20 protein-coding genes are annotated in these 23,226 nt (G+C 56.3%); 13 read left to right on the forward strand and 7 right to left on the reverse strand.

The genetic code is table 11. From position 1 onward, the window contains the following. Positions 1–265 precede the first annotated feature (265 nt). Positions 266–2,020 (forward strand): hypothetical protein, encoded by a 1,755-nt coding sequence (locus ACFFLD_RS05965; RefSeq protein WP_386038012.1) that lies wholly within the window; start codon positions 266–268, stop codon positions 2,018–2,020. A gap of 307 nt (positions 2,021–2,327) precedes the next feature. Here the strand turns inward: ACFFLD_RS05965 and ACFFLD_RS05970 are convergent, their stop codons facing one another. After that, the gene (locus ACFFLD_RS05970; RefSeq protein ID WP_386038015.1) at positions 2,328–3,692 is read right to left on the reverse strand and encodes a glycosyltransferase; all 1,365 of its coding nucleotides are present in this window, start codon (positions 3,690–3,692) and stop codon (positions 2,328–2,330) included. A 192-nt stretch (positions 3,693–3,884) separates the two neighbouring features. On the opposite strand from ACFFLD_RS05970, the gene ACFFLD_RS05975 reads away from it, so the two are divergent. The 9 genes from ACFFLD_RS05975 to ACFFLD_RS06015 all read left to right on the forward strand — a co-directional run bounded on the left by ACFFLD_RS05975 (position 3,885) and on the right by ACFFLD_RS06015 (position 12,290). Continuing rightward, a complete protein-coding gene (locus tag ACFFLD_RS05975; protein ID WP_386038018.1) occupies positions 3,885–4,652 on the forward strand; it encodes a helix-turn-helix transcriptional regulator in 768 nt (255 codons plus the stop codon). A 131-nt stretch (positions 4,653–4,783) separates the two neighbouring features. After that, on the forward strand, positions 4,784–5,140 hold the full coding sequence (locus ACFFLD_RS05980; RefSeq protein ID WP_386038021.1) for a RidA family protein: 357 nt from the start codon (positions 4,784–4,786) through the stop codon (positions 5,138–5,140). 1 nt (position 5,141) lies between these two features. Then, positions 5,142–6,083, forward strand: a complete 942-nt coding sequence (locus tag ACFFLD_RS05985) for an ornithine cyclodeaminase family protein (RefSeq protein ID WP_386038024.1) — start codon at positions 5,142–5,144, stop codon at positions 6,081–6,083. Between the two features lie 128 nt (positions 6,084–6,211). Next, complete coding sequence (dctP, locus tag ACFFLD_RS05990; RefSeq protein WP_386038027.1) at positions 6,212–7,285, forward strand: TRAP transporter substrate-binding protein DctP; 1,074 nt, start codon at positions 6,212–6,214, stop codon at positions 7,283–7,285. Between the two features lie 72 nt (positions 7,286–7,357). After that, a complete protein-coding gene (locus tag ACFFLD_RS05995; RefSeq protein ID WP_386038030.1) occupies positions 7,358–7,903 on the forward strand; it encodes a TRAP transporter small permease in 546 nt (181 codons plus the stop codon). After that, a complete protein-coding gene (locus ACFFLD_RS06000) occupies positions 7,900–9,174 on the forward strand; it encodes a TRAP transporter large permease (protein ID WP_386038033.1) in 1,275 nt (424 codons plus the stop codon). The genes ACFFLD_RS05995 and ACFFLD_RS06000 overlap by 4 nt, the downstream gene beginning before the upstream one ends. Positions 9,175–9,202: 28 nt before the next feature. Continuing rightward, positions 9,203–10,234 carry a histone deacetylase family protein gene (locus ACFFLD_RS06005; protein ID WP_386038036.1) on the forward strand — a complete coding sequence of 344 codons (1,032 nt, stop codon included), beginning with the start codon at positions 9,203–9,205 and terminating at the stop codon, positions 10,232–10,234. Further along, a complete protein-coding gene (locus ACFFLD_RS06010) occupies positions 10,231–11,337 on the forward strand; it encodes a class II histone deacetylase (protein WP_386038039.1) in 1,107 nt (368 codons plus the stop codon). The genes ACFFLD_RS06005 and ACFFLD_RS06010 overlap by 4 nt, the downstream gene beginning before the upstream one ends. Beyond that, complete coding sequence (locus ACFFLD_RS06015) at positions 11,334–12,290, forward strand: branched-chain amino acid transaminase (RefSeq protein WP_386038042.1); 957 nt, start codon at positions 11,334–11,336, stop codon at positions 12,288–12,290. Before ACFFLD_RS06010 ends, ACFFLD_RS06015 begins: the two co-directional genes overlap by 4 nt. On the opposite strand, the gene ACFFLD_RS06020 is transcribed toward ACFFLD_RS06015, so the two are convergent. The 6 genes from ACFFLD_RS06020 to ACFFLD_RS06045 form a co-directional block, all read right to left on the reverse strand. Next, positions 12,287–13,390, reverse strand: a complete 1,104-nt coding sequence (locus ACFFLD_RS06020; protein ID WP_386038045.1) for a pyridoxal phosphate-dependent aminotransferase — start codon at positions 13,388–13,390, stop codon at positions 12,287–12,289. The two genes, ACFFLD_RS06015 and ACFFLD_RS06020, sit on opposite strands and share 4 nt — an antisense overlap. A gap of 31 nt (positions 13,391–13,421) precedes the next feature. Beyond that, the gene (locus ACFFLD_RS06025; RefSeq protein ID WP_386038048.1) at positions 13,422–14,813 is read right to left on the reverse strand and encodes an FAD-binding oxidoreductase; all 1,392 of its coding nucleotides are present in this window, start codon (positions 14,811–14,813) and stop codon (positions 13,422–13,424) included. A gap of 63 nt (positions 14,814–14,876) precedes the next feature. After that, positions 14,877–16,508, reverse strand: a complete 1,632-nt coding sequence (locus ACFFLD_RS06030) for an ABC transporter ATP-binding protein (RefSeq protein WP_386038051.1) — start codon at positions 16,506–16,508, stop codon at positions 14,877–14,879. Between the two features lie 27 nt (positions 16,509–16,535). Further along, on the reverse strand, positions 16,536–17,369 hold the full coding sequence (locus ACFFLD_RS06035) for an ABC transporter permease (RefSeq protein ID WP_386038054.1): 834 nt from the start codon (positions 17,367–17,369) through the stop codon (positions 16,536–16,538). Continuing rightward, the gene (locus ACFFLD_RS06040) at positions 17,366–18,343 is read right to left on the reverse strand and encodes an ABC transporter permease (protein ID WP_386038057.1); all 978 of its coding nucleotides are present in this window, start codon (positions 18,341–18,343) and stop codon (positions 17,366–17,368) included. Before ACFFLD_RS06040 ends, ACFFLD_RS06035 begins: the two co-directional genes overlap by 4 nt. 91 nt (positions 18,344–18,434) lie before the next feature. Further along, positions 18,435–19,991, reverse strand: coding sequence for an ABC transporter substrate-binding protein (locus ACFFLD_RS06045; protein ID WP_386038060.1), 1,557 nt, complete (start codon positions 19,989–19,991; stop codon positions 18,435–18,437). 220 nt (positions 19,992–20,211) lie between these two features. Between ACFFLD_RS06045 and ACFFLD_RS06050 the strand changes: the two genes are divergently transcribed. The 3 genes from ACFFLD_RS06050 (at position 20,212) to ACFFLD_RS06060 (ending at position 23,089) form a co-directional block, all read left to right on the forward strand. Beyond that, positions 20,212–20,919 carry a GntR family transcriptional regulator gene (locus ACFFLD_RS06050; protein ID WP_386038063.1) on the forward strand — a complete coding sequence of 236 codons (708 nt, stop codon included), beginning with the start codon at positions 20,212–20,214 and terminating at the stop codon, positions 20,917–20,919. Then, entirely contained in the window at positions 20,900–21,922 is a 1,023-nt protein-coding gene (locus ACFFLD_RS06055) for a histone deacetylase family protein (protein ID WP_386038066.1), read from the forward strand. The genes ACFFLD_RS06050 and ACFFLD_RS06055 overlap by 20 nt, the downstream gene beginning before the upstream one ends. 126 nt (positions 21,923–22,048) lie before the next feature. Continuing rightward, positions 22,049–23,089 carry a virulence RhuM family protein gene (locus ACFFLD_RS06060; protein WP_386038069.1) on the forward strand — a complete coding sequence of 347 codons (1,041 nt, stop codon included), beginning with the start codon at positions 22,049–22,051 and terminating at the stop codon, positions 23,087–23,089. Positions 23,090–23,226 lie beyond the last annotated feature (137 nt).

Here is a 23,226-nt window from a genome sequence, read left to right on the forward strand (position 1 = left end):
TAGCAGTATTTAGGCCGTGGGCCATTCCCGAGCTAATCAATTTTTCCCCCGCTGCTACCAACTCTCTATCTGTAATACCTAACCAAGCATTTGGCACTAGGATAGAGGAAAACCCACATCGCGTTTGAAAGCCTTAATAAAGCAGGGGGCATTATCATGCCTATTGATAAGCCGGCCACTTGGGGACTAAAGCAGCTAAGGTTATTGCTAACGCGAACCGCACTTACCAAAGAAGCTTAAATCAAAATTAATTAAAGAGGTATTTATGCAAAATCTAGTAGATCTTCCGGCGACCCTTCAAATGGATATGAACCATTTACAGAGCTCTTTAAAACCTGCAAAAACAACGGGCTTTGCTGTCGTTGAGAGTGCCGAGGAACTTATACAGTTGAGTGGCGTAAAAATGGCCACTCTAATTGGTTATAACAAAGGATCCACAAAAGGGGGCGGTACTTATATTCACCAACCTGGGGAAGGTGGTTTGCGTATTGGCGAATGGCTATATCAACCAGCCCAGACTGTTACGCCTTATCATTTTGGTGCTTTAGAGAGCGGATGGGACATCGATAGCGGCGAGGCGCTACAACGGTTCCTTGATTTCTGTGCCACCCCTGCGGCGCGGGATTATCAAATATTTGCAAGCGGCTCGTTCGGCACGTCTACCCCGTTGACTGCTGCGAACATGTGCTACGTATACAGTTTTGATATGTCACTACAGGGACTTGCTCCCATGGATGATGTGTTTACTATTAAAAATTGCCGAGGAAGCGTCTGGATAGGCAAGCTTAATATCAAAGTGTCAGGTGATAGTTGGCTGCGTAAACGCGTCGGCGTTAACGGTGTGCGCATTGATGATAGCCGGGGTGCCAAGCTTTGCGATTTTAACGTAACCCAGGGCTCTGGTTGGGGCGTTTATTTCGGTGCAGGCAACAATAATATGTGCACTATTGGAGATATATCGACGGTTGATATGGGGGCAACGGGCAAAACCAGTAGAACGCACTTAGTCAAGGCTATTGGCTTTTCTGGCAACGACACAAATACGATTCATCAGTATTCGGATATAACGCTGTCGCCAGAATCAGTCATACCCAGCGATGCGCACCAAATGAACCGAGCATTCTGGGTTTCCGCAATTGGTGAAGTGTACAAGATTCTATCGGTAAATCGTGCGACCAATACATTGCGAGTCTACCCAAGAGTGCCGGATGCAGAGCAAATTGAGGGGGATGCTAATTTAGCTTATGGGGGGGCTGTATGCTGCTACTCTGGTGGACACACCGCCAAAGCGAAGCTAGGCCATGTATCCGCGATGCGAAGCGGTATCGGTCTTTGGTTGACGGGTCAGTCTTCCGCGAATGCTGAGGGTTATACAGGCCAGTTCTGTGGCATTGACATGGTATTAGGATCAAACCCGGAGAATGCCTTCGGTGGCAGCTTCATAGGCTCCGTTTATTTTGAAGCATCTGAATTTGCTGATCTCATTCATGTAAACCAAACCCGCTCGTACTCCAACGGTACAATATTCGGCTCGTCCGCTGGGTTAGATACTCGGGGTTGGCAGAGCCTAAGCCCTAAAGGCCCTAACTGGACGCCGGGCAGCACCGAAAAGCAGTACCTGCCCATTACGTTTATGGATGGCGGCTATTTGTGGGGGCAAGGCAGCGGTGATGAAATTAGTCGAGACTCTGGAAAGTATACCGTAACGGCATCTAGCCGCAGCGGTATTGCGACAGCCATTCAGCCTTATCGCCATACTACTGAGATTCAACTGAAGACCAGCGATGATGCCAAGAAGTTCGTAGGCGTGTTGCCTGTCACGGTTCACCTATATGGTCAGCAAGGGGTGAATGGTTCCTACCACCGTCCCATACCCATCACATGCGAAGAGGGATTCACGATCAACGGGAAGCCCGGCCCGTTAGAAATACCCAACTACGATGCGCCTATCACGATTAATGCGCTTCTTGAGCGCAACAACAACTGGATCGTCACGCTCACCGAGCATCAAGCACTATAAGGTGGCTTATTAAGGGATAAAGCCGTTTATCTAGAGTGGTGATCGCTTCTTAGCTTAGTGATTACTCATCAATGCTACCCGCCGCGTGCGGGTTTTTTTATATCTGGAGGAAAAAACATGGTTACTTGAAGTGATTGCTACGTGATTAGCAATAACGAACATGGGCTAATCGACTGCCCGACCTCGATAACAGCGCCGCCTACGGGCGGCGTTGTTTTATTTAAAAAAAGGAACTCACCATGACATCAATGACCAATAGAACTCAGCTTTTAATCAACTCGATACTGCATTCGCTAAGCTATGGCGCTTATTTAAATGGGGTAGCTGGTTGGACTGATGAAAGCCGACGATAAAGCGTAACAAGCTCTGCGCTCTTGGCATCTTCGTGCCAGCTAGCGGCATAGAGTTGGGCGCGCTCGGCGAGCTGTTGACGCAGGGATTCATCGCTTAGCAGGCGGTTCACGTTAGTGGCAAAATTGCCATGGTTATCCTCGGCAATTAAGCAACCTTCGCCTTCTTTTAATACATCGCGGGTGCCCATCATTGCCGTGGAGACTACTGGCGTGCCCAGTGCCATGGCTTCCAAAATTACCAAGCCCTGGGTTTCCGTACGCGAGGCAAAGACGAACACATCGGCCGCGCGGTAGGCTGCCTGCAGGGGGCCGCTGCGGTCGAGGTAACCAAGGAACAACACCGCGTCTGCCACGCCGATTTCCTGGGCACGCTGGACAAGCGAAGCATACGCGGGACCTTCGCCAGTAATAATCAATCGGGTAGACGGGTGTTTCGCCAACACGGCGGGCAGCATATCAATCAGAAAATCGATGTTCTTTTCAAAAGCGGCACGACCTACATAGAGCAACAGTCGCGCCTCTTGCGGTAAGTGGTACTGGGCTCGAAAGTCGCTTTCGTACTGAGGCTGACAAAAAGCTTCCAACGCCAGGCCGGTAGCAATAACCGAAGAGGGGGTGGTAACGCCGTAACGCGTTAGCGCTTCTTGCATTGCCTGAGAAGGCGCCACCAAGGCGTCGAGCTGCTGACACTGGTGTACTGACAGTCGGCGTGCTGCCAGGCGCAGCCAGCGCCTGGGAAACCAGCGAATATAGTGATGGATATACTCCTCGAAAAGCGTGTGATAGGTCGCCACGACAGGGAGGCCAAGCCGATGCCCTAGCGCTACACCAGCATAGTGGGCGGTAAAGGGGGTATGAACATGAATAAGATCGAAGGCGTCGGCTGTCAGTTGGGGCGCCAGGGCGAGCAAATTTTTGTAGCGCATCATGCGATCCTCCGGGTCCCCGGGCACCTGTCGCGAACAGACACGCAGTACGCCCGGCTCATCCACTTGCCCTACAGGATAGTCAGGGCAGATCAACATGACCGAATGGCCCTGGCGCTCAAGCGCGCCGCGAAAACTGGCGATAGAGGTAGACACACCATTAACGCGGGGGAAGTAAACATCTGAAATCATCAGAATGTTCATGCTGGCAGAGGTGCTTTCGAACGTCGACGGGGTAGGGTGCAGGCGTGCCAATGTCGATGCCAGACGTGCCTCACGCTCGGCTTTTCGATATTGGTTAAGGGCATTACCGTTGGCTAATTGAATCAGTGATGTTACGTCTTTATCGCTAACGGGGTGGCGGCGGCGCGATACCATATTGTTGTACCTCATGGGGCATGCTTACCGTCACGCTATCGCGAGTCGATGACTAGCGGATGACAGCTAGCGCTTACATGGCACTCTTCACGTTGAGCGCACCTCACTCGTTTAGTGTTAGCGCACAGTTGGCCGCTTCCTCGCTTTTTGCTCACTAGCCGTTTTATAGTGGTTAAACAGCATTCGACGTACAGACGGTATCCCGCCATGCCCCTTTTTGAGCTGCATAGCCGAAATTTAGCCCAAGAGCAGGTGGCCCATACTCACGATTTCCATCAGCTTATTCTGGCGACCTGCGGCTTCACGGAGCTATCGATGGAAGGGCAGGGGGAGCGGGTAACCGCCCGCCGTGGGTGCCTGATTCCCTCGTCGCGTCATCATGAATACCTGGGTGATGGCAGTAACCGTACCCTGGTGTTAGACATCCCCATCGCCCACTTGGCGACAATAGAAAAAGGCAGCGAAATCGAGCGTCTGTTCGATAAGCCGCGCTTTTTCAGCGTGCCGCCGGCGTTAAATCAGCTTACCCACGCCTTGGCCAATCAGCTTGAGCAGTGTCCCGCGTTACAGAATGAAATCGCTATTCTGCTGCTACGCGCACTGTCCATGTACTTAAACGACGCCAGCCCGTCAGCGGTCGGGCAGTTGGGGCAGCACTGCATTAGTGAACGACTCGACCTTGTGCGGTTGGATGCCTGGCTGGATCAGCATCTGGCCGATGACATCCGCGTGGAGCAGCTCGCCTCTCTCTGCGCGCTGAGCCCAGGACACTTTCATAGCTGCTTTCGTGAGTTGACTGGCGTAACGCCGCTGGCCTATGTGCAGCGCAGGCGCTTGGAGCACGCCCGTACGCTTGTTCGTCACAGCGTGCTCAGCCTTGGCCATATCGCCATGCTGGTGGGGTTTCGCGACCAGGGCAGCTTCTCCCGTGCCTATCGTCGCTACTTCGAGATTTCCCCTTCCACAGACCGTTAGTCCCTCCTTTGACCGTTTGACCTCGCCCGGTACTGCCTGCATGACTTGCGGGCAAAAAAATCTCAGTATCGGGCAAGTAATTTGCGTCTGATCGCTTTAGTCTCTGATGACCCCCTTTAAGGAGAGAGACCATGGGCGTTACTTATCAAGACAGCAATGCGCGGATGAGCCAAGTGGCCGTTCACAACGGTACTGTTTATCTCGCAGGCCAGGTGCCTGCCGATGCTTCGGCCGGAATGCGTGGCCAGACCGAACAGGTGCTGGCGCGTATCGACGAGTTGCTGGCGCAAGCCGGTACTTCAAAAGAGCATCTGATCTCTGCCCTGGTCTGGGTGACCGATATGGCCGAGTTCGATGAGATGAACGCTGCATGGGATATCTGGGTCGTGCCGGGTCGCCCGCCCGTCCGTGCCGCGACGGAAGCCAAGCTGGCCAAACCCGAATTTAAAGTCGAAATCATGGTGGTCGCTGCACTGCCGGAGGCCTGATATGCGGGTTGTTTCTGCTCAGGAGGTGGCGCAGTCGCTTAGCTGGGAAGGCTTGCTCAAGCGGCTCCAAGAGACCTTCGTCAAAGGTGTGGAATCACCGCCACGCCATCACCACGCCATGCACCGGCCGGATGGCGAAGCCACCATGCTGCTGATGCCCGCCTGGGAAGCGGCGGGCTATATCGGCGTGAAAATGGTCAATGTGTTTCCGCAGAATGCCGACCACGGGCTCCCGGCGATTTCCGGGCTTTATTTGCTTAGTGAAGGTAAGCACGGGCAGCCACTGGCGTGTATCGACGGCAGTGAATTAACCCGCCGACGCACGGCGGCCGCCTCGGCGCTTGCCGCCCAGGCCCTAGCCAATGAAAACGCCGAAACGCTGTTGGTAGTAGGTACCGGCAAGTTGGCGCCCATGGTGATCGAGGCTCACGCCAGCGTGCGCCCCATCAAGCGGGTGCTGGTCTGGGGGCGCAACCCTGATAAAGCCAAGGCCATTGCCGACGAGTATGCCGAACACTTCGAGACCCACGTTGTGGAATCGCTGGCGGAGGCGGTGGCTGAGGCGGACATCATCAGTTGCGTGACGCTCTCGACACAGCCGCTAATTAAAGGCGAATGGTTGGCGTCCGGCACCCACTTGGACTTGATCGGTGCGTTTCGCCCGCAGATGCGGGAAACCGATGCGCTTTGTCTTCGTCGTGCAGAGGTGTTTGTAGATACCTACGCCGGTGCCAAAGGCGAAGCGGGTGATGTACTTCAAGCCATTGAGGAGGGCGAGTTCCAGTTAGACCAGATCCAGGCAGAGCTTGCCGAAGTGCTAACCGGGACTAAACCTGGGCGCTCTTCATCAGAGGCAATCACGCTCTTTAAGTCGGTGGGCGCGTCCCTGGAAGACCTGGCCGCGGCGATAGAAGTGTGGGAGTCACTGCCCAAGCAGGCCTAACCTTTGCTGCCATAACGGTAAAAAGACAATAGTCATAACAATCGCGATAACAACCCAACAACACTGCTATTAAACGTGGCAACGCCAGTCATAACGAAGACCGTCTAATAATCAAAACGAGGTGTGTTATGAACGCAAGAAAATCAGTACTTTTCGCCGCCCTGGCGGCACTTCCGCTAGCCATCGCAAGCGCCAATGTCCAGGCGCAATCCTATGAGATGGTGATCGCCACACAGCTGCCGGAGGATATGAGTAATAACGAAATTTACCCCGCGCTGGTGCACTTTAAAAACCTGGTGGAAGCACGCACCGATGGGGATCTTGAAGTCACCATTTTTGGCGGTGGCCAGCTAGGCTCCGAGGTGGAAAATGGCTCGGAAGTCCAGGGCGGACGTACGTTGCAATCGACGATCATGTCCGCGGGGGCAATGTCATCGTTCTATGGCGACTATCAGGCGGTCACGGCGCCGTTCCTGTTTACCAACTGGCGCCAGGCGTGGAGCTTTTTCGATAGCGAATGGTTCGCCGACTTCATGTCAGGCACCGTTGAAGACGCCGATATGCGTTACTTGGGCACCTTCGACGACGGCGGCGGTTTTGTCGCCTTTACCAACAATGTACGCCTGATCAAAACCGTTGAAGACCTGGAAGGACTTAACATCCGGACGGAAGAGAACCCCGCCCACGTAGCGATCATGCGCTCGCTTGGTGCATCTGCCACACCGCTGCCTTGGGGCGAGTTGATCACCGCGCTGGAAACCGGTCTTGCTGATGGTCAGTTCAATGCACCCGTGCTCAATACCACCTTTAACTTCGATGCTGTCACCGACTACACCACGCTGACCGGGCACGTGTACAACAGTGCCCCTTGGGTGGTCAGCGAGTCCTGGTATCAATCGCTACCCGAAACGCACCAACAGGCGCTGATTAGCTCTGCGCGCGAAGCCATCCAGCTTAGTCATGGTATGTCCGGCGCCTTGGCCACGGCGAGCTGGGTGGAGTCCTGTGAGCGCTTTGAGGAGTGTTACCTGATGCCCGATGCCGAGCGCGAACGCATGGCCGCCATCGCCCGTCCGGCATGGCAGGCATGGATCGTCGATGACTTCGGTATGGACGAAGCTCGTGTTCAAGGGCTGCTTGATGAAGTCGAACGTGTCGGCCAGCAGTTGGCTACTGAAGGCTATCGAGTGTATGGCCAATAAAGCCAGAGCCAGTTACGGCTAATCGCTAATCAACGCCGGGGCGCGGTCTACGCCCCGGCGTGAGGACAAGTCATGGGCGTTTTAACTCCGTTGCGCCGCGTGAGCGATCTCGTCAACCAGGTGGCCATTGTGGTGTGTGTGGGCTGTATCCTGGCGATGCTGGGCATTTCGTTTACCGCGTTTATCTACAAGCTGATAACCGGCAGTACGCTGAGCTGGACCTACTCGCTCGCGCGACTGTTTCTGCCCTGGATTGGCTTTCTTTCCATGACGATTTCGCTGCGTTACGGCGAACACGTCGCCATGACGTTGCTGGTGCGCAGCTTGCCACGAGTGATGATACAGGTAGCCGCAGGCCTCTGTTTAGCGGTGATGGGTCTGTTTGCATTGATGCTGACGTGGTACGGCTGGGATTACTTCACCAGTGCCACCCAGGTCTACATGGTGTCTGATCAGATCCGCATTCCAAGCAAGGTGACCGCTATTGTGGTGCCGCTCAGTGGCTTCATCATTTTGTTGCACTTGGTGCATGGCTTTGCCCTGCTGGAACACTTCATTGATGAACAGGACATGATCGGCGACCTTATCGACACCACTGATCGGGAGCACCGCTCATGATGCCTGCGATTATCGTGTTCGTCCTGTTGCTGTTTATCGGCGCGCCGGTAGCGGTGGTAATGGCCATGTCAGGGCTAGCGGGAGGGTTTGCGATGGGCGGTGAGCGCATGCTCGGCATTATCGCCGACCGCATGTTCTCTGGCGTCTCCGGCTTTCTATTGATTGCTGTGCCTTATTTCATTTTCACTGCTGAACTGATGAATCAGGGCGGGCTGACCCACAAGCTGATTGCCTTCAACAATGCGCTGTTCGGCCGGGTACGCGGGTCGCTTTCCCATGTGAATATCTCGGTGTCGGTGTTTTTTGCCGGTATTACCGGCGCAGCGGTCACCGATACCGTGGCGATCGGCAAAATCATGATCCCCGAGATGAAAAAGCAGGGCTACGATGCGGAATACGCCGCCGCAGTTACTGCCTGCTCCTCGATTATCGGGCCGATCATCCCTCCCAGTGTGGTGATGGTGGTGTATGCCACATTGCTGCGCGATATCTCGGTGATTGACCTGTTTGCTGGCGGCATTATTCCAGGTCTTTTAATGGCATTGGCACTGTTGGGTGTGAGCTTCTTTCTGGCCTGGAAACGCAACTATCCCAAGCAGGCGCCCACCCCCTTTAAAGTGGCCGTGATGTCGTTCGTGTTTGCCTTGCCTGCGCTGGTGGTGCCGCTGATCATTCTGGGCGGTATTCTCTCTGGCTTAACGACGATTACCGAAGCCTCCGGCTTTGCGGCGGTGTATGCCATCGTGATTGGCGCGGTGTTCTACCGCAATCTGACCTGGCGCAAGATATGGGACGCTCTAGTGACGACGGTGCGCTTCTCCGGCGTGGTGTTTTTTCTGCTGGCGACCTCTGCCGTGCTGGGCTGGTTCGTTACCCGCTCAGGAATCGCCCGAGATGCGGCGAGCCTGATTACTACCTTTAGCGATGCAGCCTTTGTGCAGTTGATGCTGGTGTGCCTGCTACTCTTGGTGATAGGCACCGTCATGGATGTCCTGCCCGCTCTGGTCGTGATTGCGCCGGTATTGGTGCCCGCGATGATTCAGCTCGGGTTTGATCCCCTGCACTTCGCTATCTTGATGATTGTGGTGCTCAATATTTCTAACGTGACCCCGCCGGTAGGGATGACGCTAATGACTGCCGCACGAATAGCCGAGGTGCCCTTTGAGCGGGCAATTATAGCGTCGCTGCCATTTTACGTATCGTTTTTAGTGGTGATTGTACTGCTGGCGGCGTTTCCAGCGCTTTCGACCTGGATTCCGTCTTTACTGTAATGGGTTGCCAAGGATTGCGAACATAACCATGAAATGCTTTTACCACCCTGACCAGGCGTTGCATGCGCCGCCGACATTTCTGCTGCGCGGCCAGCCTGCGCCTTCGCCGGAAGGCCCGGTGCGCGCCGAGCTGCTGACCCAAGGCTTGACAAGTTCAGGGCTTACCCTGAGCGCGCCTAACGAGGCCGATTCACCGACCCTGCGCAAACGTTTAGAGCAGATCCATACGCCGCGCTACCTACGGTTTCTGGACACCATTTACACTCGCTGGCAGGCGTTGCCCAATGCAGCGGACGTGGTGGCGCCCAATATCCACCCCTGCGGCGGTGGGCATCACTACCCACGCCACCCGGTGGGGCAGGCGGGCTGGCACTTGCACGATATGGCCTGCCCGATAGGCCCGACCAGCTTTCAAGGCGCGCTGGCGTCAGCCGCCAGCGCTGAAGCCGCGGCAGAAGAGGTGCTTAAGGGCGCGCCCTCAGCCTACGCGCTGTGCCGCCCGCCGGGTCACCATGCCGGGCCTGAACGCGCCGGTGGTTTTTGCCTGCTGAACAATTCCGCGCTGGCCGCCACCGTGCTGCGCGAACGCTTTGCCAAGGTGGCGATCATTGATGTGGACCTGCATCACGGCAACGGTACCCAGGATATTTTTTATCATCGCCACGATGTGTGGACGGGGTCGCTGCACGCCGACCCCAGCGACTTCTACCCCTTCTTTTGGGGCGGTGCTGATGAAGAAGGCAGCGAGGAGGGCGTCGGTGCTAACGTTAATCTGCCCTTACCGGTAGGCAGCAACGGAGAGGTTTATCTAGATGCGCTGGCGATTTTGATCGATCACCTGGAACGCTATGAACCAGAAGCGGTGGTGGTGGCGCTAGGGCTGGACGCCCACAAGGCGGACCCGCTTGCCGGGCTTGCTGTCGATACCGACGCGTTTGTCGACGTGGGTAAACGCGTAGCGGCGCTGGCGCTTCCCATGGTGATTATTCAGGAAGGCGGCTATCCCACCGAGCACTTGAGTGCCAATCTGGCGGCTTTCATGCGGGGATTTTACTCATGAACAGAACCGGTTTCTATTGGCACGAACGATGTTTTTGGCACGACCAGGGGGCGATTGGCGTGTTTTCCGCCCCTGGTGAGTTTTTACAACCCCAGGCTGCGTCAGAAAGTCCTGAAAGCAAGCGGCGACTGAAGAACATTCTCGAAGTCAGTGGGTTGATCGATGAACTGACAGTGGTCAAGCCTGCGACTGCCTCGCTTGACGATTTGCTGCGCTTTCACACGCCGCGTTATTTGGAGCGATTACAAGCAGGCGACCGGGCGCGAGGCGGCAATGGCGGTGACTGCGCGCCTTATATGCCGGGCAGCTGGTCGGCGTCGATTCAGTCAGCCGGCTTAGCGATTGCTGCCGTTGAGGCAGTGGCGCGAGGCGAGGTGAGCAACGCCTATGCCCTGTGCCGCCCACCCGGCCACCATGCTGAAGCTGACCAGGGGCGGGGATTTTGCCTGCTGGGTAATATTCCCGTGGCGGTGATGCGCGCTCGCGAGCTGGGGCAGGTCAAGCGTGTGGCGATCCTTGATTGGGATGTTCACCACGGCAACGGCCAGCAGGCCGCGTTTTATAACGAGCCTGACGTCTTGACGGTGTCACTTCATCAAGCGGCCAACTACCCGCTGGAAACCGGCAGTTTTGACGAGCAGGGCGAAGATGCCGGCCTGGGTGCCAATCTTAATCTGCCGCTGCCACCGGGTTGCGGCATTGGCGCGTATGACTACGCCATGAAAAAACTGGTGCTGCCAGCATTGGAAGCCTTTACGCCTGAGTTGATAGTGGTGGCCTGTGGTTTTGATGCCTGCGCCAAAGACCCATTAGGCAAGATGCTGCTCAATAGCCAAGCGTTTGCCACCATGACTGCCCAGCTAAAAGCGCTGGCCGAACGCTGCTGCGATGGCAAACTGGTGTTTGTTCATGAAGGCGGTTACTCCGAAGGCTATGTACCGCTTTGTGGTCATGCGGTCATTCAAACCCTGGCGGGCAGCGCCACGGCGGTGCCCGACCCGCAAAACGATGAGATTGCCGCGTGGGGCTATCAAGCCCTGCAACCGCACCAGCAAACATTGATAGATGGCTGGAGCCAACAGTGGGAGCAAAACAAACAATGACACCGCTTTATGATCGCGATGGCTGGATTTGGCAGGACGGAGAATGGTGCGAGTGGCGCGAGGCCAAGGTGCATCTGTTGACTCACACGCTGCACTACGGAATGGGCTGTTTTGAAGGCGTGCGGGCCTATGCAGGCCCTAACGGCACGCATTTATTTCGTACGGCTGAGCACACCCGGCGTTTAGCCGAAAGCGCTCATTCATTAGACATGCCGCTGCCGTTTAGCGAAGAAGCATTAATCGACGCCCAGCGTGAGTGCCTGAGCAAGAACAATCTGACGAACGCTTACCTGAAGCCCACGGTGTTTTTTGGGGCGGAAGGCATGGGGCTGCGCGCGCAAGGGCTGACGACCCATGTAATGGTCGCTGCCTGGGATCTAGGCCCGTACATCTCACCTAAAGCGGCAACCCACGGGCTACGTGCGTTAACCTCCTCCTGGGCGCGTCATCACGTCAATATCAGTCTGTGCCGCGCCAAGACCAACGGCCACTACGTCAACTCCATTCTTGCATTGAACACTGCTATTAAAGCCGGGTTTGATGAAACCATCATGCTCGACCCGGAAGGCTATGTGGCCGAGGCGTCGGCGGCAAACATCTTTTTACTGCGCGATGGGGTGCTGCATACGCCGGAAGTGACCTCGTGCCTGCAAGGCATCACCCGGGACAGCGTGATTCAACTGGCGCAAAAGAGGCTGGGTATTGACGTGCGCGAACGGCGGATTACCCGCGATGAACTCTACACCGCTGACGAGGCCTTCTTAACCGGCACCGCCGCCGAAATACTCCCGCTTCGTGAGCTGGATGGCCGCCGCATTGGTGGTCGCGCTGGCGCGCCGCCGGTCGACGAACCCATCCGCCCCGACAGCGTGACGGCGCAATTGCAGCGTTTATATCGCCAAGCGGTGCGCGGCGAACTGGATGATTTCAGGCATTGGTTAACGTCAGTTTAAGCTTTAACAGCCTGTTCGAGAGCCGCTAATCTTCCAGGCTCCAACGCGGCTTGCACGGCGGTAATGCGAATTACATTGGCAAGCTCTGGGTGCGCCAGACGAGTGACTAATACACCTTCGGCGAGCAGCTGCTGGTGCACCTCGGCGGCGAGTTCCGCGCTGGGCAGGCGAATGCCGATAAAGTTGGTGGCGCTGGGGAGCACGTCGGCACCGAGTGCGCGAAAGTGCTCGGCTAGCTGTTCCCGGCGCGCTTTTACATCAGCGACATGTTGGTGAACCTCGTCAGGATGGTCGAGCACCACTTCGGCGGCGGCCAGGGTCAATGACGATACAGCGTAGTGAATGCGCACTTTCATCATCATCGCCAGCACGTCAGGGTCGGCAATCGCGTAGCCGATACGAAGCCCCGCTAAACCATGAGCTTTAGAGAGCGTGCGCAGGCGGATCACGCCGGGTATTGCGTTAGCCGCGAACTCGCTACCCGCGTCGTCGCGGAAGTCCCCATAGGCTTCGTCCAGCAGCAACCAGCAGGTATCGGGCAGTGCCTCGCGCAGGGCGAGAATCGCGTTGTCGCTATGCAGGTGGCCGCTGGGGTTGTCCGGGTTGGCTAGATACACCAGTGTGGCGTTTTCCCGGTGCGCGGCGGCGGCCAGCGCATCAAGGTCGGGCGCCAGCACGCCAGGCGCTTCAGAATAGCTGGGTTCGACAAGCCGACAGCCCTGACCCTGGGCGAAATAACCAAACGTAGGGTAAGTGCCGGCAGTGCTCACCACGGTGCCCCCGGCTTTGCAGGTGGTACGCAAGGCCAGTGCGATCAAGCTGTCAGCACCGGCATCGACAAGCAGCGTTTCCAATGGGATACCTTGCTGAGCGCTTAGACGCTTACGTACCCCCAGCGCCTCGGCATCACCGTAGCAGTAAACATGCTCAACCAAGGCATCGCCAAAGTGCTCACGCAGCGCGCGATGGGGCATGTCCAGACCTTCGTTTGAGCCCAGCCGATGGGGAATTTCCTTTCCAATGCGGCGCTCTAATACCTTGATGCCGGGAAACGGGTTAACAGGACCTTCACCGGTCAGGTGATCGGGGTAACGGGGCATGGTGGTTCCTACAAAACAGTGAGTGATTAACTTAAAACGTATCTTGAAGCACTTTTCCGCGGTTCAGCAGGTTCAACGGGTCGAGCGCTTGCTTGAGCGACTGCATCAATTCAATTTCAGCGCTTGAGCGGCAGGTGCTTAGCCACGGTCGCTTCTCCAGGCCAATGCCATGTTCGGCAGATACCGAGCCGCCCAGCACCGCCAGCGGCTGATAGACCATCGCTTCCACCTCATGGCGAACCGCTGAGTCGTTGCTACCAACGGTAATGGAAATATGCAGATTGCCATCGCCTAAATGTCCAAACACCACCAGGCGCGACGCTGGCCAGCGCTTTTTCAATTGGCTTTCAAGGGCATCCGTGTAGCGTTGCATCTCAGCAATCGGCAGGCTGACATCAAAGGTGAGTACTGGCGCCAGCCCTTTCACCAGGCCTTCGATATCTTCCCGAATCGCCCATAGCCCATCGCGCTGGGTAGCCGACTGGGCAATCACAGCATCCACAATCAGCTCGCTCTCTAACGCGCTTTCTAATGCTTCGCTGAACTGAGTGGCATTGCGCTCAGCGTCGCTGCCCAGCGACTCGATAATCACATAAAACGGATGCTCGGTGGCAATCGGCGGGGTGTGGCGGTTCAGAGTGTCGGTGAGTAGCCGGTAGTGGTTTTGCCACATCACCTCAAACGCCCCCAGGCTGCCGCCGAGCGCTTTACCCATGATGCTGAGTAGCCCGGTTAACGCCTCAAACGAGGGGCAGGCCACCAGCGCCGTTTGCTCGCTGGGCGTGGGCGGCTGCAAGCGCAGCACCGCGCGAGTCACAATTCCCAGGGTGCCTTCGCTACCGATGAATAGCTGCTTTAAATCGAAACCGGCATTGTTTTTCAGCATGCGGTTCATGGAGCTGACCACGCGGCCATCGGCCATTACCGCCTCCAGCCCTAACACCTGCTGGCGCATCATGCCGTAGCGGATCACCCGCACGCCGCCAGCATTGGTGGCGATATTGCCGCCGATCGTACAGCTTCCACGTGCGCCTAAATCCAACGGAAACTGAAGGCCCACCTCTTTGGCCGCTTCCTGAACCCGTTGCAGCGGTGTCCCTGCCTGCACGGTTAGCGTCCCGCCTATTGGGTCAATCTCTTCAATAGCGGTCATGCGTTCAAGGGAGATCACCAGTTCGTCAGGGCGTGCCTCTGCACCGTGAACCAACCCCGTTAATCCGCCATGGGTCACTACCGGCTGCCGTCGCTGATGACAGGCAGCCATTATCGCCGCGACTTGCTCGGTATCGGCCGGGCGAACAATGGCGCCTGCCTGGCAAGGGGCCCCGGTCATCCAGTCTTCTCGGCGACTGGTCACATCGTCACCCGTCAATACATGAGCCGGGCCGACAATGGCGCGCAGTGCCTCCAGGGTTATTTGCATGTGTTTTCCTTAGCTTGTCTTTTTCATTTTTTCTGGCCCATTTTGTCTTGCCCACCCGATCACTTACGCTGTCGCCGCCACGGGCGCTTCGCGGCCTGGAATTGCCTTGAGCAAGTCTTGGGTATACGCCTCACGCGGGGCGAGGAAAATTTGCTCGGCGCTGCCTTGCTCAACGATACGGCCATGCTGCATGACCACAATACGGTCGCAAATATGCGCGGCTACCCGCAGGTCATGAGTAATAAACAGCAGTGACAGTGAAAGACGCTGCTTTAACTCTTCAAGCAGTTCCAGTACCTGGGCTTGAATCGACACATCTAGCGCCGAGACCGCCTCGTCTGCGACGATCAACTCGGGGTTGAGCGCAAGCGCGCGGGCAATGCCAATCCGCTGGCGCTGACCACCGGAAAACTCGTGAGGGTAGCGATCCACGGCGCTGGCGCCCAAGCCGACCGTATCGAGTAGCTCACCCGCCTGCTTAAGGGCTGCGGCCTTGGGCGTGCCGTTGGCAATTGGCCCTTGGGCAATCGCCATGCCAACCTTGGTGCGCGGATTGAGCGAGGCGTAAGGGTCCTGAAAAATCATCTGCACCCGGTGGCGTTCACGGCGTAGTGCGTCGCCTTTTAGCCGAGAGAGATTCACGCCATCCAGCAACAGCTCGCCGCTGTCGGGGTGTTCCAAACGCACCACGCAGCGTCCCAAGGTGGATTTCCCCGAACCTGACTCGCCCACAATTCCCACCGTTTCACCCCGCGCCAGCGTGAGCGACACATCGTCAAGCGCACGTACCTCTCGGGAAGGTTTGAGCCAGCCACCCCGAGAGCGAAATACTTTACTGAGCTGCTTGATCTCTAAAAGCGGGGCGACTTGGCTGGTCTCACGGTGGGGCGGCACCGCATTGCTGGGAATCGCGGCAATCAGCGCTTGGGTATAAGCGTCTTGAGGGTTCTCAAGTACCGGTTTGGCGTCGCCAAGTTCGACAATTTGGCCATGGCGCATCACGCACACGCGGTTGGCGATTTCAGCCACCACCCCAAAGTCATGGGTGATAAACATCACCGCCATGCCGCGGCGTTGCTGCAAGTCGCGTATCAGCTCCAGAATCTGTGCCTGGGTGGTGACATCCAGTGCCGTGGTGGGCTCGTCGGCGATCAGCAACACGGGCTCCAGCGCCAGCGCCATGGCAATCATGACCCGCTGACGTTGCCCACCCGACAGCTCGAAAGGATAGGCGCGAATGGCTTTTTCCGGCTGCGGTAGCCCCACTTCGATTAACAGCTCCAGCGCGCGTGCCTGACGCTCTTTGGGGGTGAGCTGGCCATGGGCCTCGAACACTTCGGCAATTTGCGCGCCTACCCGCATCAGTGGATTAAGGGCGGTCATCGGCTCCTGAAAAATCATGCCAATTTTTAGCCCGCGCAGGGCGCGGTGCTGCTTTTCCGTCAGGGCAAGCACGTCCTGCCCCTCAAAGAGTATCTCGCCTTGAGTGGCATAAACGCCTTTGGGCAGCAGGCCCATCACGGCGTTAGCGGCCATCGATTTACCGGAACCAGACTCGCCCACCACACACATGATTTCGCCGCGCTTCACGTCATAACTAACGTTTTCCACCGCCAGGGCGCGGTCCGCCCCTTTGGGCAGCGCAATACTTACATCGCGAATGCTAAGCACGGTTTCTGTTGATGCTTCATTCATAACAGGCACTCCAGCCATAATAAACGCTTAGCGCTCGCGGGATAGTTTGGGGTTCAGTGCGTCATCTAATCCTTCACCCACCAGGTTTAACGCCAGCACCGTCAGCAAGATCGCCACCCCAGGAAAGAAGCTCAGCCACCATGCTTGCCGAATCACCGTGCGCGCCGCACCAATCATGTAACCCCAGGACATCACGTTCGGGTCGCCCAGGCCGAGAAACGATAGCGCCGACTCCAGCAAAATAGCGGTCGCGACCATCAACGAGGCCAGCACAATAATCGGTGACAACGTATTGGGTAGAATCTGGCGCAGAATAATGGTGCTGTTGGATTGGCCGACCAGACGCGCGGCTTCGACATATTCGCGGTTGCGCAACGACATGAACTCAGCGCGCACCAAGCGTGCCACCGGCGGCCAACTGACAATGGCAATCGCCAGCACGATGGAGGTAATGCTGGGCTGCATAATGGCCACCAGCACAATCGCCAACGCAAAGTTGGGGATGGTCTGGAAAAACTCGGTGAAGCGCATCAAAACGTCATCAACCAGCCCGCCGTAGTAGCCGGCAATGGCGCCCAGCGGCACGCCGATCAACAGCGCCACGCAGGTCGAGACCAGCCCAATCAGCAGCGATACCCAGGCGCCGTGCATCAAGCCTGCCGCCACGTTGCGGCCCATGGTATCGGTGCCCAAAGGAAAGCCATCCTGAGAGAGAGGAGGCAAAAATGGCCGTTGCATCATGCGCCAGGGCGATTCAGGAAACAGCAGCGGCGCCAGTATTGCCATGGCCACAATCAGCAGCAGAATAATAAGCCCCACCAGGGCGCCGCGGTTTTGCGCAAAGCGTGCAAAAAAACTCATGAGGCCCCCTTGATGCGTGGATCAGCCAGTCGGTACACCAAGTCGGTGACGATATTGAAGACGATGACCAGCGCCGCCGAGAAGAAGAAAATGCCCAGCAGCAGGTTGTAGTCACGCTGTTGTAACGCTTCGAACATCAGCCGCCCGATGCCGGGCCAGGCAAACACGGTTTCGGTGAGGATAGCCCCGCCGACCATTTGGCCCGCCTGCAAACCCGCCAGGGTAATAATCGGCAACAGCGCATTACGAAGCACATGGCGGCGCTGGATAATGCTCGGTTTCAAGCCCTTGGCGCGGGCGGTTTTAACGTAATCCTGCTGGGCGGCGTCGAGCATCGACGTGCGCGTCATGCGGGTGTAAATCGCCATGAAGAACAGCGCCAGGGTGGTCGCTGGCAGCACGAGGTGTTTGGCAATGTCCAGCACCAGTGCAAACCCCGTGTGGCCTGCCCCCACGGTATAAAGGCCATAAGCAGGTAGCCAGCCGAGATAGACCGAGAACACCACCACCGACATCAGAGCAACCCAAAATAGCGGGGTGGCGTAGAACACCAGCGCCAGCGCCATGATCAGTGAGCCGGAAGGCTTTTTAACCCGTGCTGCGGCCATGGAGCCTGCCACAATGCCCAGCACCAGCGAGAGCACAAAGGCGGTGCCGGTCAGCAGCAAGGTAGCGGGCAAGCGGTCCATGATCAGATCGAACACCGGCACGCCCAGCCGGTAGGAGTAGCCAAAATCGAGCATGGCGATACCCGATACGTAGCGCCAAAGCTGCACATACATCGGCTGATCAAGCCCAAAGCGCTCGCGCAACTGGTCAAGAAATTCCTGATCGGCGGCGCCCGCTTGGCCGGCCAGAATGGCGGCCGGGTCGCCGGGGGCCATTTGAATCAGCAGGAAGTTAAAAATAACGATTAAAAACAGCACAATCACGGCCTTGAACAGCCGCATTAGGATAAGGCGAGCGTAAACCATAAGTAGTTTCCTGACGAATACCTGCAAGACATCGCTGGCACACCCAGGCAGCGTGCGCCGCCTGGGTGCGGGCTTAGGCACTTGCTAAAAACTAGCGATCTAGCCAAGCATCCTTGAAACCGTCGTTAACACCGACACCCGATGTAACCAGGTTCTTCACATCGCAGCGGTAAAGTGTCGGGAAGCCCAGCTCCATCAACCAGCCAACGGGCACGTCTTCGTGAAGGATTTCCTGCACTTCGCGATAAAGCGCTTCGCGTTCTTCGTCGGGGTAAGCGGTAGCCGCCTCGTTGAACAACTCGTCAACACGCTCGTTCTCGTAGCCTTCCACGTTATTCCAGGGCGAACCCTGAGCAATATTGTCGGAAAGGTAGGTGCGTGAAATACCCAGCGCGGGGTCGCCGTACTGATAGAGGTAGGTAAAGGCCAGGTCATAATCCCAGTCGCCCAGGCGCTGGTTCCAGCCGCCTACATCGGTGGCCTGGGTTTCAACATTGATGCCTACTTCGCGCAGATTTTGCTGCACGGCTTCGGCCCAGCGGGTCCAGGTTTCGCCGTAGGGCAGCGGCAAAATGGTGATCTCTTCGCCGTCATAGCCCATTTCATCCAGTAACTCACGGGCGCGGTCTGGGTTGTAGTCATAGGGTTCCAGGTCATCGTTCTGGAAGCGCGCATTGGAGCCGAAGGCAGAGAGTGGCACGTTACCCAGGCCGTTCCAGAGTACATTCTTGGCGAACTCACGATCCATGGCGTACATCACCGCCTGACGAAAGCGTTTATCGGCGGTGGGGCCTTCGCGGTTATTCATCCACAGCATGGCAAAGGGGCTGAAATATTCATGGCCCTCTTCGGTCATGCAGACGTTATCCATCTCGGCCAAGCGGGGAATATCGAAATTTTCGACGGTGCCGCTGGGTAGCACATCGATGGTGCCGTTCTCAAACGCCACCGCCCGTGAAGCGCCGTCAGGAATGATGTGCCAATTCACGCCGTCCAGGTAGGGAAGGTTGTCTTCGTAGTATTCCTCGTTTTTGACTAACTCGATCACCGTTCCGCGCTCCCAGTTGGAGAACTTGAAGGGGCCGGTGCCGATAGGGTGGTCATTATGTTCGTTATTGCGGAAATCAGTCCCCGCGTAGAGGTGCTCAGGCACCATGGTGAAGGTGCCGGCTTCAAACGAGAGCAGGAAAGGGCCGAAAGGCTGGGTCAGGGTAAACACCACGGTATGGTCATCGGTGGCCTCGATGCTCTCCACATGTTGCAGCACGGCGCGGGCACTGGGATTCAGCTCGCGGTGGAAAACATCGGCAGAGAACACCACATCCTCAGCGGTGAAGGGTTCACCGTCATGCCAGGTGACATCGTCGCGTAAATGGAAGGTATAGGTGCGACCGTCGTCGCTGACATCCCACGACACCGCCAGTTGCGGCATGGGCTCAAGGTCGGTGGTGTAGCGCAACAGCCCTTCGTAGATATTACCCGAGACGGTACGCGTCGGCGCGTTTTGAACCATGCCCAGTACCAGGCCGGGGGGCTCGGGCTGGATAATGGTGTCAACCACGCCGCCCTCTTTCGGGTCATCGGCCAGCGCGGCGGTGGTAAAGGCAAGTGCTGCAGCGGAAATAGCCAAAGCCAAAGGTGTCTTCATGTTTCCTGCTCCTCGGTTTATTAGCGCGTAAGTAGTCTTACGCTATCGTTTAGACGAGAGAGGCGTGGTGCTGTAAAGCCCGTTTGTGTTGGTTTGTTAAAGGGCCTTTTTGACCATAGCACCGCTTTTTTAAACTGTCGACAGTCGGCAATCGTTCGTCGACAACACGGAATTTTTCGTCATACTGGAAATAACGTGTCATCTCCAACGAGTAACTTTTATGGCCTTATCATCAGCGGCTCCCAGGGCCTTTATTCAACAGCAGAACCTGGTCGAGCAGGTGGCCGACTACTTAACCCAAGCGATTATTCAGCAACACTTTTTACCTGGCGAAAGGCTTTCAGAGGTGCAGCTCTCGCGGGAGCTGGGGGTCAGCCGAGCGCCGGTTCGAGAGGCTGCTCGGCTGTTGGAAAGCCGTGGTTTGCTGATCTCCAAACCCCGCCGGGGTTTCTTTGTTCGGGCCTTGGATGCCGTTGAACTAGAAGATGTGTTTGATCTACGCCTGTGCCTTGAGCGACATGCCATACACCGCCTGGTGGAGCGATATACGCCCGAGGCTCAGCGCGCGCTTAAACAGCAGGTAGACGTGTTATGCGAGGCAGCGACGGGAAATGATGGCACCCGACGCATCGAGGAAGATCTTCAGTTTCATCGGTCAATGCTGCACTACGCAGGTAACGCCCGGTTGCTGCGCGCTTTTGATGATCTTACTCACGAACTGCGTCTATGCATCACGCTGATTACCAAAACTCACGAGGCCCCCGACACTATCGCGACCAGCCATTACCAACTGCTCGATGCGCTGGATAGCGGCAGTACTGCCGCGTGCCGGGAGGCGATTGACTACCATATTGGTGTCGCCCGCGATTTCGTGGTGAAGGGAGTGGGCGATACTGGAGATACTGTCGATGAAGACGTTCTTTCATGACGACCAACGGCTTCATCAGCCGCAAACCTACTTCTCCAGGGGCAAGATGCGCATTCCCCAGGAGGTGCCTGAGCGTGCCACGCACCTGCTGGCGGCCGCCAAGCGACTGGGTTTTGAGCTTCAAACGCCTGCTGATCATGGGGTGGCGCCGCTAAGAGCCGTGCATTCGCTGGCCTATCTGCGTTTTCTGGAAAGTGCTCATCGGCGCTGGCATGCGCTTGATGAGGATTGGGGAGAAGAAGTCATCTCCAATATCTTTGTGCGTTCGCCTAACGCCCTGCGGGGCATCTTGGCGGAAGCCGCGCGTTACCTGGCGGATGGTAGCGCCCCCGTAGGGCGCTATACGTGGCAGTCGGCTTATTGGTCAGCGCAAAGCGCGGTTGCTGGTGCTGAGGCGTTAATAAGCGGTGAACGATTTGCCTATGCATTATCGCGCCCGCCGGGCCATCACGCCGGTATTGATTCAGCCGGAGGGTTCTGTTTTCTCAACAATGCCGCGATTGCCGCCCAGCACCTTACCTCGCGCTACCCCCGCGTCGTCGTGCTGGACCCCGACATGCACCATGGGCAGGGCATTCAGGAAATTTTCTACCAGCGCGACGATGTGCTGTATATCTCGATCCATGGCGATCCCACCAACTTCTATCCAGCGGTAACCGGTTTTGAAGATGAACGCGGGCAGGGGGCGGGGCTTGGCTATAACCTCAACCTGCCAATGCCGCATGGGTCCGAGGAGGCGGTGTTTTTTGATCGTCTGGAGCAAGCCTGCCAGGCCATTCGCCTGTTTGAGCCTGACGCACTGGTGCTGGCGTTGGGGTTTGATATCCATGAGCGCGACCCGCAAGCCAAGGTCGCGGTTTCCACGCCAGGGTTTAGCGAACTGGGCCGTAAGGTGGCGGGCCTGAATCTACCCACGCTGGTGGTGCAAGAAGGCGGCTACTACCTAGAAGGGCTGGAAGCCAATGCGGTGAGTTTTTTTGAGGGATTGCTAGGTAAGTCGTAATGAGTAGGACAAGCCATCCTGGTGTCTGGCAAAATAGTTGCTTTCGGCGATCAGCAAAACGATCTGCTTATCAACCAAAGGACATGGTATGGCCCACCTGCCGACGAGTAAAAAGGTTGGATAAATATGAGCGAGGCAACTGAACAACCTGGCAACACTGGCGATGTTTTGCTTTACGAAGCGGCAGAAGGCCAACTGCGGCTGGAAGTACGCCTGCAAGATGAGACGTTGTGGCTAACTCAGCAGCAACTGGCTGAACTGTTTCAAACCACTCAGCAAAACATCAGCTTTCATATTCAGAATATATATCAAGAAGATGAGCTGCAGCGAGAGGCAACTCACAAGAAACTCTTGTCAGTTCAGCGTGAAGGTCAGCGTGAGGTTCGGCGCCAGCGCGACTTTTACAATTTGGATGTGATTATTGCCGTTGGCTATCGAGTGAAAAGTGCGATAGCCACTCGTTTTCGAATCTGGGCTACTGATCGGCTTAAAGAGTACATCATTAAAGGCTTTGTGCTGGACGATGAACGCCTCAAAGAACCGCAAAACGAGCGCTATTTTGAAGAATTACTCGCCCGCATCCGTGACATTCGTAGTTCGGAAAAAGTTTTCTGGCGCAAGGTCTTAGATATTTACGCGACCAGTACTGATTACGACCCAAAAGCAGACCAAACACAGCTATTTTTCAAGCAGGTGCAAAACAAGATGCATTGGGCGGCCCATGGGCACACAGCATCCGAGTTGATTTACCAACGTGCCGATGCAAACCAGCCCAACATGGGAGTCACCACTTACCCCGGCAAGACACTACTCAAACGTGATGTTGAAGTGGCTAAGAATTATCTAGCGGAAGACGAACTTAATGTGCTCAACCGGATCGTCAACGCCTATCTGGAATTGGCGGAAGTGCAAGCTCTCAACCGTCAACCTATGACGATGGCCGACTGGCAGCAGCGACTTGATCAGTTCTTAACCATGACGGGGCGTGAGTTGCTAACTCATGCTGGAAGCATTAACAATCAGTTGGCCTTAGATAAAGCCCACCAGGAGCTTGAAAAGTACCGTACACAACGAATTCAGCAACCGTCCGAAGTAGAAAAGCACTTCATTGAGGCTGAAGAAAAACTGAAAGAGCTGAAAGCGCCTGGAAAAAAAAGCAAAAACTAGAAATTTTCGAATCGTGGCTCTTTTTGCAAACTGCTGAATGCAGAAAGCGTTGCAGAAAGGGTGCAGAAAGAAAACGTCATGAAGCTAAGGGTTTCCAAGACACAGACAAACTAGTGTCGCCAGAAGATGCTGCTTGG

Source organism: Vreelandella sulfidaeris (genome assembly GCF_042429665.1).
Taxonomy (GTDB): domain Bacteria; phylum Pseudomonadota; class Gammaproteobacteria; order Pseudomonadales; family Halomonadaceae; genus Vreelandella.

What these genes read in the sequence shown, in the direction of transcription:
- ACFFLD_RS05970 (WP_386038015.1), bottom strand. Translation starts at nt 3,692, where the DNA reads ATGAGGTACAACAATATGGTATCGCGCCGCCGCCACCCCGTTAGCGAT.
- ACFFLD_RS06015 (WP_386038042.1), top strand. Translation starts at nt 11,334, where the DNA reads ATGACACCGCTTTATGATCGCGATGGCTGGATTTGGCAGGACGGAGAA.
- ACFFLD_RS06050 (WP_386038063.1), top strand. Translation starts at nt 20,212, where the DNA reads ATGGCCTTATCATCAGCGGCTCCCAGGGCCTTTATTCAACAGCAGAAC.
- ACFFLD_RS06035 (WP_386038054.1), bottom strand. Translation starts at nt 17,369, where the DNA reads ATGAGTTTTTTTGCACGCTTTGCGCAAAACCGCGGCGCCCTGGTGGGG.
- ACFFLD_RS06060 (WP_386038069.1), top strand. Translation starts at nt 22,049, where the DNA reads ATGAGCGAGGCAACTGAACAACCTGGCAACACTGGCGATGTTTTGCTT.
- ACFFLD_RS06005 (WP_386038036.1), top strand. Translation starts at nt 9,203, where the DNA reads ATGAAATGCTTTTACCACCCTGACCAGGCGTTGCATGCGCCGCCGACA.
- ACFFLD_RS06000 (WP_386038033.1), top strand. Translation starts at nt 7,900, where the DNA reads ATGATGCCTGCGATTATCGTGTTCGTCCTGTTGCTGTTTATCGGCGCG.
- ACFFLD_RS06045 (WP_386038060.1), bottom strand. Translation starts at nt 19,991, where the DNA reads ATGAAGACACCTTTGGCTTTGGCTATTTCCGCTGCAGCACTTGCCTTT.
- ACFFLD_RS05965 (WP_386038012.1), top strand. Translation starts at nt 266, where the DNA reads ATGCAAAATCTAGTAGATCTTCCGGCGACCCTTCAAATGGATATGAAC.
- ACFFLD_RS05985 (WP_386038024.1), top strand. Translation starts at nt 5,142, where the DNA reads ATGCGGGTTGTTTCTGCTCAGGAGGTGGCGCAGTCGCTTAGCTGGGAA.
- ACFFLD_RS06055 (WP_386038066.1), top strand. Translation starts at nt 20,900, where the DNA reads ATGAAGACGTTCTTTCATGACGACCAACGGCTTCATCAGCCGCAAACC.
- ACFFLD_RS05980 (WP_386038021.1), top strand. Translation starts at nt 4,784, where the DNA reads ATGGGCGTTACTTATCAAGACAGCAATGCGCGGATGAGCCAAGTGGCC.
- dctP (WP_386038027.1), top strand. Translation starts at nt 6,212, where the DNA reads ATGAACGCAAGAAAATCAGTACTTTTCGCCGCCCTGGCGGCACTTCCG.
- ACFFLD_RS06040 (WP_386038057.1), bottom strand. Translation starts at nt 18,343, where the DNA reads ATGGTTTACGCTCGCCTTATCCTAATGCGGCTGTTCAAGGCCGTGATT.
- ACFFLD_RS06020 (WP_386038045.1), bottom strand. Translation starts at nt 13,390, where the DNA reads ATGCCCCGTTACCCCGATCACCTGACCGGTGAAGGTCCTGTTAACCCG.
- ACFFLD_RS05995 (WP_386038030.1), top strand. Translation starts at nt 7,358, where the DNA reads ATGGGCGTTTTAACTCCGTTGCGCCGCGTGAGCGATCTCGTCAACCAG.
- ACFFLD_RS06025 (WP_386038048.1), bottom strand. Translation starts at nt 14,813, where the DNA reads ATGCAAATAACCCTGGAGGCACTGCGCGCCATTGTCGGCCCGGCTCAT.
- ACFFLD_RS06010 (WP_386038039.1), top strand. Translation starts at nt 10,231, where the DNA reads ATGAACAGAACCGGTTTCTATTGGCACGAACGATGTTTTTGGCACGAC.
- ACFFLD_RS05975 (WP_386038018.1), top strand. Translation starts at nt 3,885, where the DNA reads ATGCCCCTTTTTGAGCTGCATAGCCGAAATTTAGCCCAAGAGCAGGTG.
- ACFFLD_RS06030 (WP_386038051.1), bottom strand. Translation starts at nt 16,508, where the DNA reads ATGAATGAAGCATCAACAGAAACCGTGCTTAGCATTCGCGATGTAAGT.